Below are 15,529 nucleotides of genomic sequence, written 5' to 3' on the forward strand. Positions count from 1 at the left end.
TCATCAGGGTAGGTGGGCCGGTAACGGCAGGGTACGCACTCGCTGACCGCTGGCGGCGTACACGGCGTTGGCGACCGCCGCGGCCACCGGGCCGAGCACCGGCTCACCCATGCCGCGGGGCTGGTCGTCGCTGGCGACGAAGTGGACATCGATCGGCGGCGTGCGGTCCATCGTCAGGATCGGGTAGTCGTCGAAGTTGGTCTGGGTCACTGCGCCGCCCGCGACGTCGAGACGTTCGACGAGCGCCGAACTCAGGCCCATGACCACCGAGCCGACGGCCTGCAGCCGGGCGCCCGCCGGGTCGATGACCAACCCCGGATCGACCGCGACCACCACCCGCTGCACGTCGATCTGGCGCTCGCGCACGGCGACCTGGGCAACCACGGCGACAGCCGTGTCGTGGTCCAGGCAGCAGGCGATGCCCAGGCCCGGGCGGGAGGCGGCGCCGGCCGTGATCCCGTCGGAGCCGCGCCGAGGCGTGCCGGCGAAGGCCCCGGTGCGCCAGCCGGCCTCGTCCGCGGCCTTGGTCAGCACGGCTCGCAGGCGGCGGCCGGCCTCGTCGTCGGGCAGGTTGTTGAGCCGGAACTCCAACGGATCGACGCCGGCGGCCGCCGCCAGCTCGTCGACGAAGCTCTCCAGCGCGAAGACGTTCGGCAGCACCCCCAGGCCGCGCCACGGGCCCGTCGGCACCGGGAGCTGTTCGCGCTGGTTGACCACGCGGTAGCCGTCGAGGGCGTAGGGCAGAAACTGCCCGAGCAGCGTGCCGGGGTCGAATCCCAGCGTCCCGCGCACGAACTCCGGCAGTCCCGCGACGGCCCAGATGATGTCGCCGGAGGCGCTGTGCTGCTCGACGCCGAGCATCCGCCCGTTGGCGTCGACCGACCCGCGCAGCCGCGTGTGCGTCGGCGGGCGGTACATGCCGTGCTGCAGATCCTCGGTCCGCGACCAGCCGACATGCACGGGCACGCCCGCCGCTCGCGCGAGCCGCGCCGCCTCGACTGCCGCATCCTGGCTGCCCTTGCGGCCGAACGACCCGCCGAGCAACGTCGGGTAGACGGTCACCGCGTGGTCGTCGCCGAGCAGCTCGGTCAGCGCATCCGCGGCGTTGCCCGGAGCCTGGGTGCCCACCCAGGCGCGCACCCGGCGCTTGGTCTGGCTCGGTTGGCCCGACTGGCCCGACTGGCCCGACTGGCCCGACTGGCCCGACTGGCCCGACTGGCCCGACTGGCCCGACTGGCCCGACTGGCCCGACTGGCCCGACTGGCCCGACTGGCCCGACTGGCTCGGCTGGCCCGCCTCCGGCTCGTCGATCGCCACGAGCGCGGCAATCGGCTCCAGGTGCGCGTGGTGGGCCAACGGCGTGCGGTAGGCGGCCTCGACGACCGTGCCCTGCTCCAAGGCGCGCCGCACATTGCCGTCCCGGCGAACGACCGCACCGGAGGTCGCCTCGAGCAGCGCGTCGAGGGCGGCCGAGTCGGTGTCGGTGCCGCCCTCCCACTCCAGCTCCAGCTCGCGCACCGCGGCCCAGGCCTGGGTGCGGGTCGGCGCAACGACCCCGGCGAAGTTCGCCTCCGGGTCGATGACGACGGTCAGGTTCGCGCGCTGCGGGCCGCGCCCCGCTTTCAGGGCGGCGCCGAACCTGGGTGGGCGGGCGACCGCGCCGAACCGCATCCCCTCGACGCGGGCGTCGTAGGAGTAGGTGGCGGCCCCGGTCAGTTTGTCGCGCATGTCGGTGCGGGGCGCGGCGGTGCCGATGCGCGTGAACTCGCTCGCCGGGCGCAGCGGCGGCGCTTGTTCGGGCAATTGCCACGCCCCGACCTTCGCGGCCACGACTTGCCCGAACGTCCGCGTCGCGTCGTTGCCCTGAGCCGTGTCGCCGCCGCGGACCGTGAACCGGCCGCCGGCCGCGGTCAGGCGATCGGGGGTCGTCTGTAGCTGGGCGGCAGCCTCGGCCGTGAGCATCGCCTGCACCGCGGCGGCGGCCTCGCGCAGCGGCTGGTACATCGTCGCCACCGACGTGGAGCCGAACGTGAACTGCGCGTTCGCCGCGAACCCGCGGCTCGTGTCGGCCTGGCGGACGACCAGCTGCTCGGGGTCCAGCGCGAGCTCTTCGAGGGCGATCTGGGCCAGCGCCGTGTGCACGCCCTGACCCATCTCGATCTTCGGCACGTAGAGGGTGACCCCCTGTTCGGTCAGCTCGAACCAGACGAGCGGCTCGGGGATCGTCGGGCCGCCAGCGCCGCGCTCCAGGACCGTCTGCGCCAGCCACGGGCGCCCGCGGTCCAGGGCGATCGGCGCGCCCACGACGAGCAGCCCCGCACCCGCCGCCGCGCCGAGCAACAGTCGGCGGCGCGTGATGCCGCGCTTCTTCGCCGGTCGCTTCGGCTCTCGCTTCGCCGGGGGAGCGGCCTCGCCCTGGTCGCCCCTCGCCCCCGCGCCGACACTCTCGTCAGGCTGACCGCTGTTCATGATCGCTCCCGCGCGATGCTCGCGGCCCGGGTCACGTTCTCCCGCACGGCGCCGTACCCGCCGCAGCGGCACAGGTTGCGGCTCGCCTCCGCCTCGATCTGCTCGGGTGTCGGGTCGGCGTCGCGGGACAGCAACGCGACCGCCGTCATGACATGCCCCGGCAGACACCAGCCGCACTGCAGCGGGTTCTCCAGGTAGGCCTGCTGCGCCGGATGCAGCGTCTCGCCGTCGGCGAGCCCCTCCAGCGTCGTCACCGCCCGCCCGGCCGCCTGGGCCGCGCTGACCTGGCAGCTGCGCACCGCCTCGGCGTCCAGCAACACTGTGCAGCAGCCGCACACCCCGATACCGCAGCCGTACCGCACACCGTTCAGGCCGAGTTCGTCGCGCAGCACCCACAGCAGCGGCTCGTCGGGATGTGCGATCTGACGACGGGCGCCGTTGACGTCGAGCTCCATCAGCCCATTTTCGCCCGTTGACGGCGCTGAACGTCTCGAATGTCCGCCTCGCCGCGTCGCCAACCGCGGCGGGGAAATTTGTCTTTGTGGTGAACTAATTACGTGCCCCTCTGGGGGTGCCCAGCCCCGTTCGCGTCGGCGCAGGTCAACGGCTCGCGCGATGTGTCTCACTCGGGGGCACGTAATTAGTTCACCACAACGACAAATCTGGGTCGGTGACTCAGCCGGGTGCCGGGCGGTGCCGCACGTGCGTGAGAATGGCGCTCGTGCAGCAGCGAGACATCGTCATCCTCGGCTCGACCGGCTCCATCGGCACGCAAGGGCTGGACATCGCCCGGCGCAATCCCGACCGGTTCCGGGTCGTGGCCCTGGCGGCCGGTGGGGCGCAGCCGCGCGAATTGGCCCGCCAGGCCGTGGCTTTCGACGTCGCGCACGTCGGGGTGGCCGACGCGGGCGCTGCCGCGGCGCTCGACCGCGAGCTTGCCGCCGCCGCTGCTGAGGCCGACCGATCGGGTTACGCGCCGACGATCCACGCCGGGCCTGACGCCGCGACCGCGATCGCGGGGCTGCCGTGCGATGTCGTGCTCAACGGCATCACCGGCTCGATCGGGCTGCGGCCGACCCTGGCCGCTCTCGCGGCGGGCAGCACCCTCGCGCTGGCCAACAAGGAGTCGCTGATCGTCGGTGGCGACCTCGTGAAGGCCGCCGCGGCGCCGGGCCAGATCGTGCCGGTCGACTCCGAGCACTCAGCCCTGGCCCAGTGCCTACGCGGGGGGCGCCGCGACGAGGTGCGCCGGCTCGTCGTCACGGCCAGCGGGGGACCGTTTCGCGGCCGCACCCGCGCGCAACTGGCCGACGTCACCCCCGCCCAGGCCCTGGCGCACCCGACATGGGACATGGGCCGGGTCGTCACGACGAACTCGGCGACCCTGGTCAACAAGGGCCTGGAGGTCATTGAGGCGCACCTGCTCTTCGACGTCGATTTCGACGACATCACGGTGGTCGTGCACCCGCAGTCGGTCGTGCACTCGATGGTCGAGTTCGTCGACGGATCGACGCTGGCGCAGGCCTCGCCGCCGTCGATGCTCATCCCGATTTCGATGGGCCTGGCCTGGCCCGACCGCGTCGCCGACGCCGCGCCCGCCTGCGACTGGACGAAGGCCGCCACCTGGGAGTTCTTCCCTCTGGACGAGCAGGCGTTCCGCGCCGTGCCGCTGGCCTACCGCGTCGGCCGCGCCGGCGGCACCCAGCCCGCCGTCTACAACGCCGCCAACGAGGAGTGCGTCGAGGCGTTCCACTCCGGGCACATCGGCTTTCTCGACATCGTCGACACGGTCGAGCGGGTCGTCGACGATTGGGCCGCGGACGAACGCTCCCGGGCCGCCGTCCGCACGGTCGAAGACGTGCTGGCCGCCGAGGCGTGGGCGCGCGCCCGGGCGCACGAGGTGCTCGGTGCGTCGCGTTGACCAGTGCTAGGCGTGCCGTGGTCAGGACTCTGGCATCGGGACGAGCCATTGACTCAACGTCGGGGCGAGCGTCTCGACGTCCGCTTCGCCCGTGGCGGCTGCAATGACGAGGTCGTACGCCGCATCCGTCGAGGGCGGCACCAGGTCGAAGCCGTTGAGCCGTACGAGTACCCGCGTCGCCGACCAGGCGAGTCGCTTGTTGCCGTCCACGAGGGCGTGATTACGCGCGATCGAGGACAGCAGTGCCACGGCCTTCGTGGCGAGGTCTGGGTAGGCGTCCTCCCCGAAGACGGTGGCTGCCGGTCGGTGGGCGGCCGAGTCGATCAGGCCGAAGTCGCGGACGGCCGGGGTGCCGAGGCGTTCCGCGATGTGCAGCAGGTCCTCAACGTCGGGATAACGCCAGGTTGCCGGGTCAGGGGTCGTCGGCGGATCAGTGGTCACTGGGCCAGGCGCTCAAGCAGCTCGGCGTCACGGGCGAGAACGTCGTCCATGATGGTGTCGACCTCGCGCCGTCGCGCGTCGCGCAGCGCGGCCGTGTCGATGAGGCGAATCACCGCCTGCTGCTTGCTGATCCCCTGGCGGTCAGCCAGAGCGGTCAACTTGGCGTCCTGCTCGTCGGTGAGGCGCAGAGTCATAGCCATGCCCAATGATACCAGATTTCGCCATAGTGATACCAGTGCTTGCGGAGAACGATTCACCGCCCTGCGGCGTTGAGGACGTGGCGCCGGTCGGGGCGCACACTGGGCCCAGGCGCAAACTCGGGCCAACGGCAATCCAGCGCAGCACACCGACAGGGGAAACTCCTGCCGATGGACAGGTGGAGGTAGAAACCATCGTGATGTATCTGCTCGGCGTGCTCTTCGTCGTCGTCGGCATCGGCGTCTCGATCGCGCTGCACGAGATCGGGCACCTGCTGCCCGCCAAGAAGTTCGGCGTCAAGTGCACCCAGTACATGGTCGGCTTCGGCCCCACCCTGTGGTCCCGCACGAAGGGGGAGACCGAGTACGGCATCAAGGCCATCCCGCTCGGCGGGTACGTGCGGATGGTCGGCATGTTCCCGCCCGCGGAGGAGACGAGCAGCCGCTCCCGCGCCTCCGCGGTCACGGTGGGGGAGAGCCCGGAGACCGACGAGTCGCCGCGGCCGCAACGCTCCGGCCGGTGGGCCGCGATGATCGAGGACGCCCGCAACGCCTCCCTGGCCGAGATGACCCCGGAGGATCGCCCGCGGGCCTTCTACCGGCTGAGCACCCCCAAGAAGATCATCGTCATGCTCGGCGGGCCGGTCATGAACCTGCTGCTCGCCACCCTCGTCCTCGGCGGCATCGTGCTGTTCAACGGCGTGGCCGTCGCCCAACCGGGTGCCCAGGTCGCCTCCGTCGTGCAGTGCGTGCGGCCCGTCGAGGGCCCGGCGAGCACCGCGGATCGCAGCCCCTGCACCGCCGCCGACACGCCCAGCCCGGCGGCCGCCGCCGGACTGCGCCCGGGTGACACGTTCGTCTCCATCGGAGGCCAGCCGGTCACCGACACCAGCGAGGTCGCCACCCTCATCCGGCCGCACGCCGACCAGCCGCTGGAATTCGTCGTCGAACGCGACGGGCAGCAGCTCACGCTGACCGTCACCCCGATCCCCAACACGGTGCCGCAGCTCGGCGCCGACGGGCAGTTCGTGCACGAGGCCGACGGCAGCATCGCGACGACGACCGCCGGGTACATCGGCGTCGGCAGCGCTCCTCCCGTCGCCATGGACCGCTCCCTGAGCCAGGTGCCCTCGATGGTGTGGATGGTCACCGAGCGCACCGCGGCCATCGTGTTTACGCTGCCGCAGCGCATCTACGAGGTCGGCCAGGCCGCCTTCGGCAGCGCCCCGCGGGATGCCGAGGGGCCCATGAGCGTCGTGGGCGTCGGCCGAGTAGCCGGCGAGGTGTCCTCCGGCATGGCCTTGCAAGGCCCGGACGGCACTGCTCTGCCGATCAGCGACCGGGTCGTCATGCTGTGGTCGCTGCTCGGCAGCCTCAACATCGCGCTCTTCGTCTTCAACCTCATCCCGCTACTGCCGCTGGACGGCGGGCACGTCGCCGGCGCCCTGTGGGAGTCGATCAAGCGCGGTTTCGCGCGCGTCACCAAGCGCCCCGATCCCGGCTACGTCGACGTCGCCAAGGCCCTGCCGCTCACGTACGGCGTCGCGATCGTGCTCATCTCGATGTCGGTGCTGCTCATCTACGCCGACATCGTCAAACCCATCCGGCTGTAGGCATTGGGCAGCACCCAACTCCGACGGGTCATTCGACGGTCACGCGGAGGTCGGACGTGGGCCGGTGGGTGTGGGTCGGGCCGCGGCCGGCGTGCCGGTAGCGGCTCCGGGCGCGCCACCGCCGGGTGCCCCGGGGGCGTCCCCGCCGGTGGGGGTGGTGGCCGGGTCGACCGCCGCAACGAGGGAGACCGTGTACCCGTTCGTCGTGGCACCGGTGACGGTGGCCATCTGCAGGGCCGCATCGTCGTTGCCGAACACGTTGTCGGTGGCCAGCGTGATCTGGCTCAGGTTCGTGACGGACTGCTCGTAACCGGCTGTGGCGTAGACAGCCGCACACGTCTCCTGAGGCAGCGCGATCTGGGAGGTGGCGATGGCGTTAGACGCGTCGCTGATCGAGGCCTCGTCGGGGTAGACCTCGAAGTGGATGTGCGGCCAGCGCCCCGAATAGCACGCCGGAAAGATGCTGGTGAAGGTCACGCTGCCGTCGGCCCCCGCGATCTGCACACCGCGCAGGTAGTTCTGGTCGGTGATGCCGTCGGAGTACAGCGAGTAGTTGCCTGCGCGGTCGCAGTGCCAGACGTACACGGCGACACCTGCGTAGGGGGCTTGGGATTGCGAGTAATCGGTGATCGACAGCGTGATCGTCATCGGTATGCCCGCGGCTGTGCCGCTGGCCGAGCCGAAGCTTGATCGGATGTCCTCGCGGACGACGCCGCTCTCGGTGAGCACGTTGGGCCCGTTCGAGCCGTCCCCGGGATACGGGCCCGCGGTCTCGTCGGGGATCTCCCCATCGGCGGTGGTGGCCGCGGCGGACGCTTGCGCCGACGTGGCGCTCGAGCCCGAGGCGCCGTCCGCACCGCAGGCGGCCAGCGCGAGCATCCCCGCCCCCAGCCCGAGGGAGCCGAGCATCCGGCGCCTCGACATCGTGACGAGGTCGAAGGCCAACCCCTGGTCGTAGAGGTCTTCGTGCGGCCGGGGCAGCGTGCGGCCTTCGTAGGCTGGCGTGTCGTTGTCGGTCATGGGTTTCCGTTCTCTTGCGGTGCGCCGTTCTCTTGCGGTGCGGCCTTCTTTGCGGTGCGGACGACTCATTGTGGGAGCGCTGATGTAGGAGCTGTTTCAGTGCCGCCTGTGCGTCGGCCATGGGTTGCGCAAGCGGGCGCCATCGTGCTGCGCAGATTGCCTGACTGCCAGGACCCTCGCCCAGCAGACGGTCAGGACGCTGGGCGATACTGGCGGTCATGACGGTCTCGCTCGGCATGCCTTCGGCCCCGCCGCCCTCGATCACCCAGGTCAGCCCCCGGCGCATCTCCCGCAAGATTCGCGTCGGCAACGTCGAGGTCGGCGGTGACGCCCCGGTGTCGGTGCAGTCGATGACCACTACGCCGACCACCGATATCAACGCCACCCTGCAGCAGATCGCCGAGCTGACGGCCACCGGGTGCGACATCGTGCGGGTCGCCTGCCCGAGCCAGGACGACGCCGAGGCGCTGCCGGCCATCGCCAAGAAGAGCCAGATTCCGGTCATCGCCGACATCCACTTCCAGCCCAAGTACGTCTTCGCGGCGATCGACGCGGGCTGCGCGGCCGTGCGGGTCAACCCCGGCAACATCCGCAAGTTCGACGACCAGGTCAAGGAGATCGCCCGCGCGGCCAAGGACGCCGGCGTGAGCATCCGCATCGGCGTCAACGCCGGCTCCCTCGACAAGCGCCTCTACGAGAAGTACGGCAAGCCGACCGCGGAGGCACTCGTGGAGTCGGCCGTGTGGGAGGCGGGCCTGTTCGAGGAGCACGACTTTCACGACTTCAAGATCTCGGTCAAGCACAACGACCCGGTCGTCATGATCCGCGCCTACGAGATGCTCGCCGAGCGCGGCGACTGGCCGCTGCACCTCGGGGTCACCGAGGCCGGGCCGGCGTTCCAGGGCACGATCAAGTCCTCGGTCGCGTTCGGCGCGCTGCTCTCGCGGGGGATCGGTGACACGATTCGCGTGTCCCTGTCGGCGCCTCCGGTCGAGGAGGTCAAGGTCGGCAACCAGATCCTGCAGGGCCTGGGTTTGAAGCCCCGCAAGCTGGAGATCGTCTCCTGCCCCTCGTGCGGGCGCGCGCAGGTCGACGTCTACACGCTGGCCGACCAGGTGACCGCCGGCCTGGAGGGCATGACCGTGCCGCTGCGGGTGGCCGTCATGGGCTGCGTCGTCAACGGTCCCGGCGAGGCCCGCGAGGCCGACCTGGGTGTCGCCTCCGGCAACGGCAAGGGCCAGATCTTCGTCAAGGGCGAGGTCATCAAGACCGTCCCCGAGGCCCAGATCGTCGAGACCCTCATCGAAGAGGCCATGCGCATCGCCGAGGAGATGGGCGAGCCTGTGGACGAAGATGCAGCCGGCTCGCCGTCCGTCACCGTAGGCTGATCCACATGGTCGTCGCCGAGCACCGAGGTTATCCACAGGTTGACGACGGGCCTGGCGGGTCGGACGCCGAGCCGTCTAGCGTCGAGGACATGACAACCCCGATGGTCGAGCTTGAGCGCCAAGTGCAGCGAAACAGCAACGACATCCACGCCATTTACGACCTGCTCACCGACGTGAACAAGTGGCAGAAGGCGGCGAACCTGCGGTTCGACGGTCTCGATCACTCGATCGCCGGACTCGACCGTCGCCTGGGTGCCGTGGAGGGTCGCCTGGACGGTATCGATGGTCGCCTGGACGGACTCGATGGTCGGCTCGGCACAGTGGAAGGCCTGCTCCACGAAGTCGTCGGCATCCTGCGTTCGCGGTGAGTGACGCCATGACCAGTCGCCCGGCTGACGGGGTCACGGAGGCGGACATGGAGGAGATGCGGCGGCGCTACCGTGAGTGCTTCGACTTCGACTCCACGGAGTATCAGCTGACCCACATCCACAGCACCCAGTTGATCGAACGCAACCGGTTGGACGAGGTCAGTCGCGGCGTCGAGGACCAGGGCCGGCGGCTGATCGGCGTGGAGCACCGGCTGGAGCGTATCGAAGGCCTGCTATCCGAGCTGGTGCGGCTGATGCGGCCGGCCCAGGCACGGCGCGGCGAGGGCGACGCGCAAGACTGAGCGGGCCCGGCTGCGGGCGCGCAGGTGAACGCCAGGCAGACTATGCCCATGCTGCGGACGACCCGGGAGGTCAGAGCGCTGCGTCCGCATGAGCGGGCCCAGGCCCTCGCCCTGTGCGCCCGCGACCCCGCCGCCTACGTGTACGTAGCGGCTCGGCTCGCGGAGACCGACCTGCATCGCACCCGCGGTCCGCTGCTGGCGTACTGCCCCGAAGGGCGGATCGAGGCGTTGTGTTGGCAGTCGGCCAACCTTGTGCCGGTCGAGTGCGACGCTGCCGCCGCAGCGGCCTTCGCGGCCAAGGTGCGCCGCCAACAGTCCCAGTTCTCCTCGGTCTTCGGCATGGACGCCCAGGTCGAGGCGCTGTGGAACCAGCTGCGGGTCTGGTGGCGCGAGCCCATGGACATTCGCGCCGACCAACCGCTGCTCGTCATGGAGGAGGACGCCCCGTTGGGTGCCCCCGTCGACGACCGAGTCAGACCCGCGACTCCGAGCGAACTCGAGCTCATCGTCCCCGCCGCAGCCGCGATGTTCACCGAAGAGATCGGCTACGCGCCGTACTCCGACGGCCCCAGCCGGCGGACCTACATCAACTCCACCCGCGCCCTCATCGAACGCGGGCACTGCCTGCGCATCGTCGAGAACGATGAGGTCATCTTCAAAGCCGAACTCGGTTCCGTCGCTTTGGGCACCTGCCAGGTGCAGGGCGTATGGGTGGCCCCCTCACGCCGAGGTGAGGGCCTGTCGGTCCCCGCCATGGCCGCTGTCGTCGCCTACGCCCGCGCGCATATCGCCCCGTTGGTCACCCTCTACGTCAACGCCTACAACGTGGCGGCGATCGCCACCTACGCTCGCGTCGGGTTCACCCAGCGCGCCACCTTCTCCACCATCCTGCTCTGATCCGGCTCTGATCGAGCGCCCGATCTGCAGGCGCCGGCGGCCCGGGTGCACAAAAGGCTTGGTGGCGGCCGATACGCTTCCTGGTGAAGTTGCGTCGTCATGGGGGCGTCGTCGACGTCCACCGCCTTGAAGGAGCCACGCGTGTCGGTCACCCGCATGTCCACCCTGTTCCTGCGCACGCTGCGGGAAGATCCGGCCGACGCGGAGTTGCCCGGGCACAAGCTGCTCGTGCGGGCCGGTTACATCCGACGCGCCGCGCCCGGCATCTACTCCTGGCTGCCGCTGGGGTTGAAGGTGCTGGCCAAGGTCGAGCAGATCGTCCGCGAGGAGATGGACGCGATCGGCGCCCAGGAGGTGCGCTTCCCCGCCCTCCTGCCCCGCGAGCCCTACGAGGCCAGCGGACGGTGGACCGACTACGGCGACAACCTGTTCCGCCTCAAGGACCGCCGCGAGAACGACATGCTGCTCGGTCCCACGCACGAGGAGATGTTCACGCTCACGGTCAAGGACCTGTACTCCTCGTACAAAGACCTGCCCCTGGCGCTCTACCAGATCCAGATCAAGTACCGCGACGAGGCGCGCCCCCGCGCCGGGCTGCTGCGCGGCCGCGAGTTCATCATGAAGGACTCCTACAGCTTCGATGTCGACGATGCCGGGCTCGAGGCCGCCTACCAGCGGCACCGCGATGCCTACGTCAAGATCTTCGACCGGCTCGGCTTCGACTACGTCATCGTCAAGGCGACCTCCGGGGCGATGGGCGGCTCGGCCTCCGAGGAGTTCTTGGCGATCTCCGACGTCGGTGAGGACACCTTCGTGCGCTGCGACGAGAGCGGCTACGCCGCCAACGTCGAAGCCGTGCAGGTGCCCCAGGCGCCCGACGTCGACCCCGACATCGTCGCGGCCATCCCGCCCGCCACCGACCTCGACACCAGCGACACGCCCACCATCGAGACCCTCGTCAACTGCCTCAACGACCTCTACCCCCGCTCCGACGGGCGGGCCTGGACCGGCGCCGACACCCTGAAGAACGTCGTCGTCATGCTTGCCTACCCCGACGGGCACCGCGAGCCGCTGGTTATCGGGCTGCCCGGCGATCGGCAGGTCGACCCCAAGCGCCTGGAGGCGCAGGTCGCTCCCGCCGAGGTGGAGGAGTTCACGGAGGCCGACTTCGCCGCCTACCCCGCGCTCGTCAAGGGCTACATCGGCCCGGTCGCGATGGGCCCCAACGCGGGGCTGGCCGAGGGCGACGCGCGCCGGCTGCGCTTTCTCGTCGATCCGACGATCGCGCGCGGCTCGGAGTGGGTGACCGGCGCCAACAAGCACGGAGTACACGTCGCCCACCTCGTCTACGGCCGCGACTTCGAGGCCGACGGGCTCATCCATGCCGCGCAGGTGCGGGACGGCGACCCCAGCCCCGACGGCGCGGGGGAGTTGCGCACCGCCCGCGGCATCGAGATGGGCCACATCTTCCAACTCGGGCGCAAGTACGCCGACGCGCTGGGCCTGAAGGTGCTGGATGAGAACGGCAAGCTCGTCACCGTGACGATGGGCTCCTACGGAGTCGGTGTCTCGCGCGCCGTCGCGGCCGTCGCCGAGAGCAACCACGACGAGGCGGGGCTCGTATGGCCCCGCAATCTGGCTCCGTTCGACGTGCACCTCGTGGCCACCGGCAAGGACGAGGCGATCTTCGAGGCCGCCGCCGGTTTCGCCGACGAGCTCGCCGCCGCCGGACTCGACGTGCTGTACGACGACCGGCCCAAGGTGAGCCCCGGCGTGAAGTTCAAGGACGCCGAGATCGTGGGCGTCCCCACGATCGTCGTCGTCGGCCGCGGACTGGCCGAGGGCACCGTCGAGATCAAGGACCGCCGCAGCGGTGAGCGCCGCGCCGTGCCCGTCGACGCCCTGGTGTCGGAGGTGACCCGCGAGGTTCGCGGGCAGGAGTGAACGCGCTGGTCGATCCCGGCGCTCTCGCGCCGATGTTGGCCGCCCTGCCCGAGCTCCCCGACCTAGGGATCGACGGCCGCACGATCGCGCTGTTGACCCTGGCCGGCCTGGTGGCCGGCTGGGTCGACGCGGTCGTCGGCGGCGGCGGCCTCGTGCAGCTGCCGGCGCTGGTGCTGGGCCTGCCCGGTGCCTCTCCGGTGCAGTTGCTCGCGACGAACAAGCTAGCGTCGATCTGCGGCACGACGACGAGCGCGATCACCTACTTACGCAGGGTGCGGCCCGACCTGCGGACCGCGATTCCGTTGGCGATCGCCGCCTTTGTCGGGTCGGCCGCCGGTGCCTTTTTCGCCCGGTTCATCAGTAAGGACGCGTTCACCCCGATCATCCTCGTGGTGCTTGTGCTCGTCGGCGCGTACACGCTGTTCAAGCCGTCGATGGGGCAGGTCACCGCCCTGCGGTTCAGCGGGCGGCGGCACCTGGGCACGGCGATCCTCATCGGCGCCCTCGTCGGCTTCTACGACGGCATCCTCGGTCCTGGCACCGGCTCGTTCTTCGTGTTCGCGCTCGTCGGGCTGTGCGGGTACGCGTTCATCGAGGCCAGCGCCAAGGCCAAGATCGCCAACATGGCGACGAACCTCGCCGCCCTCGTCGTGTTCATCCCTCAGGGCGCGGTCATCTGGCAGATCGGCCTGCTGATGGGCGCCGCCAACGTGCTCGGCGGCTACCTCGGTGCCCGCACGGCCGTCGCGCGCGGCCACGGCTTCGTCCGCGCGGTCTTCGTCATCGTCGTCAGCGCCTTCATCGTCCGCCTCACCTACGACCTGCTGACCTGATCGCGGGGCACGCCCCGGCGCTAGGTGGCAAGTGCAGCATGGTGCCCGTGGTGCCTAGCGAGGCTCGTGGGGCCTCGCGGGGCCTCGTGGGGCCCCGGCGGCTCAGCGCTGGGTCAGCCAGTAGACGCCGTGGGGCGGGAGCCAGACGTGGCCGTCGTCGCCGCGGTGCACGGGCTCGCCGCTGATCTGCTCGACGGCATCGGGGATGCCGTGCTCGTGCAGGCGCCACCAGGGCCAACTGCGCCACTGGCCGGTGACGTTGTACAACCCGACGAACGTGCCCAGCGGGTGGTTGCGGACGGTCACCAGCACCCCGGGGTCGTCGACGTCGCCGATGCGGGTGGCGACGCTGGCGTGCAGGTGCGGGAGTCGAGCCCGGGCCGCCACCAGCTCACGCAGATCCGCGAACGCCCGGCCCGCCACCGTCGCGCCATCGTGCCGCTGGGCGACGCGAGCGGGGTCCAGCGCCGGGCGGTGCGCCCATCGGTTGTCCTCCTCGTGGCCGGGCTCCGCGGCCCAGCCCGCATCGTTGGGCGTGGCCAACTCGTCGCCGCTCCAGATGACCGGCAGCCCGCCCCACCCCAGGATCATCGCGTGAGCCAGCCGGAGCGCCGACAGCCCCGACGCTGCTTCCTCCAGGCCCTGCCCCGCCCGGATACCGAGCAGGCTCGCGGCAGTTCCGCTGATCCGCCGGTCCCGGGTCTGCGGATTCTCCTGAAACACCAGCCCGTCGGCGTCCGAGCCCCAGAAGTCGCCGCTGTACCAGTCGGAGAGGAAGTACCGGTGGTCGAAGCCGCGCAGCCCCACGGAGGCGGCATCGTCGTCGGAGATCGCCCAGCCGATGTCGTCGTGGCACCGGATGTAGGTGATCCACGTGGAGGTCGCGGGCGCCGGCGGCAGTTGCCGCAGCGCGTGGGCAGCAAGGCCCACCTCCTTGGTCGCCAGCATCGACCAGACCTGCACCATGAGGCTGTTGTGGTAGGCGAGGTCGCTGACCTTGCCGGTGAATCGGCTGGTGCCCAGATACTGCACCAGCTCGTTCGGGGCGACGATGGCCTCCGCCTTGAACGCCACCGCCGGGCACGCGACCCGCGCCAGCGCCCGCAGCACCTGGGTGATCGAGTGCACCTCGGGTTGCCCCTGGCAGTTGGTGCCCATTCGCTTCCACATGAACGCGATTGCGTCCAGGCGTAAGACCTCCACCCCGGCGTTGGCCAGGAACAACACGATCTGCGCGTACTCCACGAGCACATTGGGGTTGGCCCAGTTGACGTCCCACTGCCACTCGTTGAACGTCGTCCACACCCAGCCGTCGAGCTCGTCGTCCCAGCTGAAGGAGCCGGGCGCGAAGTCGGGAAAGACCTCGGGCAGCGTGCGCTCGTAGGCGTCGGGCAGCTGCCGGTCGGGGTAGATGTAGAAGTAGTCGCGGTAGTGCTGCTCGCCGGCGCGGGCCCGCTGTGCCCATTCGTGTTCGGCGGCCACGTGGTTGAGCACGAGGTCCATGACCAGGCTCACGCCGCGCCCCCGTAGGGTCGTCGTCAGCTCCCGGAGGTCGTCCATCGTGCCGAGGTCGGGGCGCACGCTGCGGTAGTCGGCCACCGCGTAGCCGCCGTCGTTGTCGCCCTCACGCGGCGTCAGCAGCGGCATGAGGTGTAGATAGCGCACCCCGAGCTCGTCGAGGTAGTCGAGCCGATCCCCGATCCCGCTCAGATCGCCGGCGAACCGCTCGGTGTACGCCGCGTACCCGACCATCTCCGGCTCCTGCAGCCAGTCGGGCCGCAGCGAGCGCCGGATGTCGAGGCGCCGTAGCGCGGGGGAGCGTTCGACGTAGGCGGCTGCGGCCGCCTCGACGAGCCGCACCGCGGTGGCCTGCGCCTGCTCAGCCGGGTACAGGTCGGCCAGGCCGCCGACGATATCGGGCCACCAGCGCTCCAGGCGCAGGGTGAAGATCTCGGCGGTCTCCGGCGGCAGGGACGCACACGCGCGCGCGGCGGTGGCTCGAACGTTCTCGGGCAGTGCGTGCATGGCCCCATCTTCGTGGACTCGCGGACCGTCGTGGGCCGCAGGTCCGCTCGGCCCCCTGGGAGCCCGCTGAGAGGGGCGCGTCGGAGGGGAGACGGATCGCACGCAAAGGTC

The 15,529-nt window shown here is 70.6% G+C and carries 14 protein-coding genes; 8 read left to right on the forward strand and 6 right to left on the reverse strand.

The window, feature by feature from the left end; translation table 11 throughout:
- Positions 1-3: 3 nt before the first annotated feature.
- Entirely contained in the window at positions 4-2,469 is a 2,466-nt protein-coding gene (locus tag KILIM_RS22010) for a xanthine dehydrogenase family protein molybdopterin-binding subunit (RefSeq protein WP_006591222.1), read from the reverse strand.
- Positions 2,466-2,924, reverse strand: coding sequence for a (2Fe-2S)-binding protein (locus KILIM_RS03405; protein WP_006591223.1), 459 nt, complete (start codon positions 2,922-2,924; stop codon positions 2,466-2,468). The genes KILIM_RS22010 and KILIM_RS03405 overlap by 4 nt, the downstream gene beginning before the upstream one ends.
- Positions 2,925-3,190: 266 nt before the next feature.
- On the opposite strand from KILIM_RS03405, the gene dxr reads away from it, so the two are divergent.
- On the forward strand, positions 3,191-4,390 hold the full coding sequence (dxr, locus tag KILIM_RS03410) for a 1-deoxy-D-xylulose-5-phosphate reductoisomerase (protein WP_006591224.1): 1,200 nt from the start codon (positions 3,191-3,193) through the stop codon (positions 4,388-4,390).
- 21 nt (positions 4,391-4,411) lie between these two features.
- Here the strand turns inward: dxr and KILIM_RS03415 are convergent, their stop codons facing one another.
- A complete protein-coding gene (locus tag KILIM_RS03415; RefSeq protein ID WP_006591225.1) occupies positions 4,412-4,831 on the reverse strand; it encodes a type II toxin-antitoxin system death-on-curing family toxin in 420 nt (139 codons plus the stop codon).
- Positions 4,828-5,031, reverse strand: a complete 204-nt coding sequence (locus KILIM_RS03420) for a hypothetical protein (protein WP_040562070.1) — start codon at positions 5,029-5,031, stop codon at positions 4,828-4,830. The genes KILIM_RS03415 and KILIM_RS03420 overlap by 4 nt, the downstream gene beginning before the upstream one ends.
- A gap of 176 nt (positions 5,032-5,207) precedes the next feature.
- Between KILIM_RS03420 and KILIM_RS03425 the strand changes: the two genes are divergently transcribed.
- Positions 5,208-6,641 carry a M50 family metallopeptidase gene (locus KILIM_RS03425; RefSeq protein ID WP_255247599.1) on the forward strand — a complete coding sequence of 478 codons (1,434 nt, stop codon included), beginning with the start codon at positions 5,208-5,210 and terminating at the stop codon, positions 6,639-6,641.
- A 39-nt stretch (positions 6,642-6,680) separates the two neighbouring features.
- Here the strand turns inward: KILIM_RS03425 and KILIM_RS03430 are convergent, their stop codons facing one another.
- Positions 6,681-7,661, reverse strand: coding sequence for a dioxygenase family protein (locus tag KILIM_RS03430; protein WP_006591228.1), 981 nt, complete (start codon positions 7,659-7,661; stop codon positions 6,681-6,683).
- Between the two features lie 218 nt (positions 7,662-7,879).
- Here KILIM_RS03430 and ispG point away from each other — a divergent pair, with 218 nt between their 5' ends.
- The 6 genes from ispG (at position 7,880) to KILIM_RS03460 (ending at position 13,393) form a co-directional block, all read left to right on the forward strand.
- On the forward strand, positions 7,880-9,049 hold the full coding sequence (gene ispG / locus KILIM_RS03435) for a flavodoxin-dependent (E)-4-hydroxy-3-methylbut-2-enyl-diphosphate synthase (protein ID WP_006591229.1): 1,170 nt from the start codon (positions 7,880-7,882) through the stop codon (positions 9,047-9,049).
- Between the two features lie 5 nt (positions 9,050-9,054).
- Positions 9,055-9,417 carry a hypothetical protein gene (locus KILIM_RS03440; RefSeq protein WP_006591230.1) on the forward strand — a complete coding sequence of 121 codons (363 nt, stop codon included), beginning with the start codon at positions 9,055-9,057 and terminating at the stop codon, positions 9,415-9,417.
- Between the two features lie 47 nt (positions 9,418-9,464).
- A complete protein-coding gene (locus KILIM_RS03445) occupies positions 9,465-9,719 on the forward strand; it encodes a hypothetical protein (RefSeq protein WP_157551424.1) in 255 nt (84 codons plus the stop codon).
- A 48-nt stretch (positions 9,720-9,767) separates the two neighbouring features.
- Positions 9,768-10,616 carry a GNAT family N-acetyltransferase gene (locus tag KILIM_RS03450; protein WP_006591232.1) on the forward strand — a complete coding sequence of 283 codons (849 nt, stop codon included), beginning with the start codon at positions 9,768-9,770 and terminating at the stop codon, positions 10,614-10,616.
- Between the two features lie 99 nt (positions 10,617-10,715).
- A complete protein-coding gene (locus KILIM_RS03455; RefSeq protein ID WP_217997043.1) occupies positions 10,716-12,560 on the forward strand; it encodes a proline--tRNA ligase in 1,845 nt (614 codons plus the stop codon).
- 32 nt (positions 12,561-12,592) lie between these two features.
- A complete protein-coding gene (locus KILIM_RS03460; RefSeq protein ID WP_040562092.1) occupies positions 12,593-13,393 on the forward strand; it encodes a TSUP family transporter in 801 nt (266 codons plus the stop codon).
- 102 nt (positions 13,394-13,495) lie between these two features.
- On the opposite strand, the gene KILIM_RS03465 is transcribed toward KILIM_RS03460, so the two are convergent.
- Complete coding sequence (locus tag KILIM_RS03465; protein WP_006591235.1) at positions 13,496-15,418, reverse strand: alpha-amylase family protein; 1,923 nt, start codon at positions 15,416-15,418, stop codon at positions 13,496-13,498.
- Positions 15,419-15,529: the final 111 nt, after the last annotated feature.

It is taken from the genome of Kineosphaera limosa NBRC 100340 (genome assembly GCF_000298215.1).
Taxonomy (GTDB): domain Bacteria; phylum Actinomycetota; class Actinomycetes; order Actinomycetales; family Dermatophilaceae; genus Kineosphaera; species Kineosphaera limosa.

Excerpts from the sequence above, each read along its gene's own strand:
- KILIM_RS22010 (WP_006591222.1), bottom strand. The coding sequence starts at position 2,469 with ATGAACAGCGGTCAGCCTGACGAGAGTGTCGGCGCGGGGGCGAGGGGC.
- KILIM_RS03405 (WP_006591223.1), bottom strand. The coding sequence starts at position 2,924 with ATGGAGCTCGACGTCAACGGCGCCCGTCGTCAGATCGCACATCCCGAC.
- KILIM_RS03420 (WP_040562070.1), bottom strand. The coding sequence starts at position 5,031 with ATGGCTATGACTCTGCGCCTCACCGACGAGCAGGACGCCAAGTTGACC.
- KILIM_RS03430 (WP_006591228.1), bottom strand. The coding sequence starts at position 7,661 with ATGACCGACAACGACACGCCAGCCTACGAAGGCCGCACGCTGCCCCGG.
- ispG (WP_006591229.1), top strand. The coding sequence starts at position 7,880 with ATGACGGTCTCGCTCGGCATGCCTTCGGCCCCGCCGCCCTCGATCACC.
- KILIM_RS03440 (WP_006591230.1), top strand. The coding sequence starts at position 9,055 with ATGGTCGTCGCCGAGCACCGAGGTTATCCACAGGTTGACGACGGGCCT.
- KILIM_RS03445 (WP_157551424.1), top strand. The coding sequence starts at position 9,465 with ATGGAGGAGATGCGGCGGCGCTACCGTGAGTGCTTCGACTTCGACTCC.
- KILIM_RS03450 (WP_006591232.1), top strand. The coding sequence starts at position 9,768 with ATGCTGCGGACGACCCGGGAGGTCAGAGCGCTGCGTCCGCATGAGCGG.
- KILIM_RS03455 (WP_217997043.1), top strand. The coding sequence starts at position 10,716 with ATGGGGGCGTCGTCGACGTCCACCGCCTTGAAGGAGCCACGCGTGTCG.
- KILIM_RS03460 (WP_040562092.1), top strand. The coding sequence starts at position 12,593 with ATGTTGGCCGCCCTGCCCGAGCTCCCCGACCTAGGGATCGACGGCCGC.
- KILIM_RS03465 (WP_006591235.1), bottom strand. The coding sequence starts at position 15,418 with ATGCACGCACTGCCCGAGAACGTTCGAGCCACCGCCGCGCGCGCGTGT.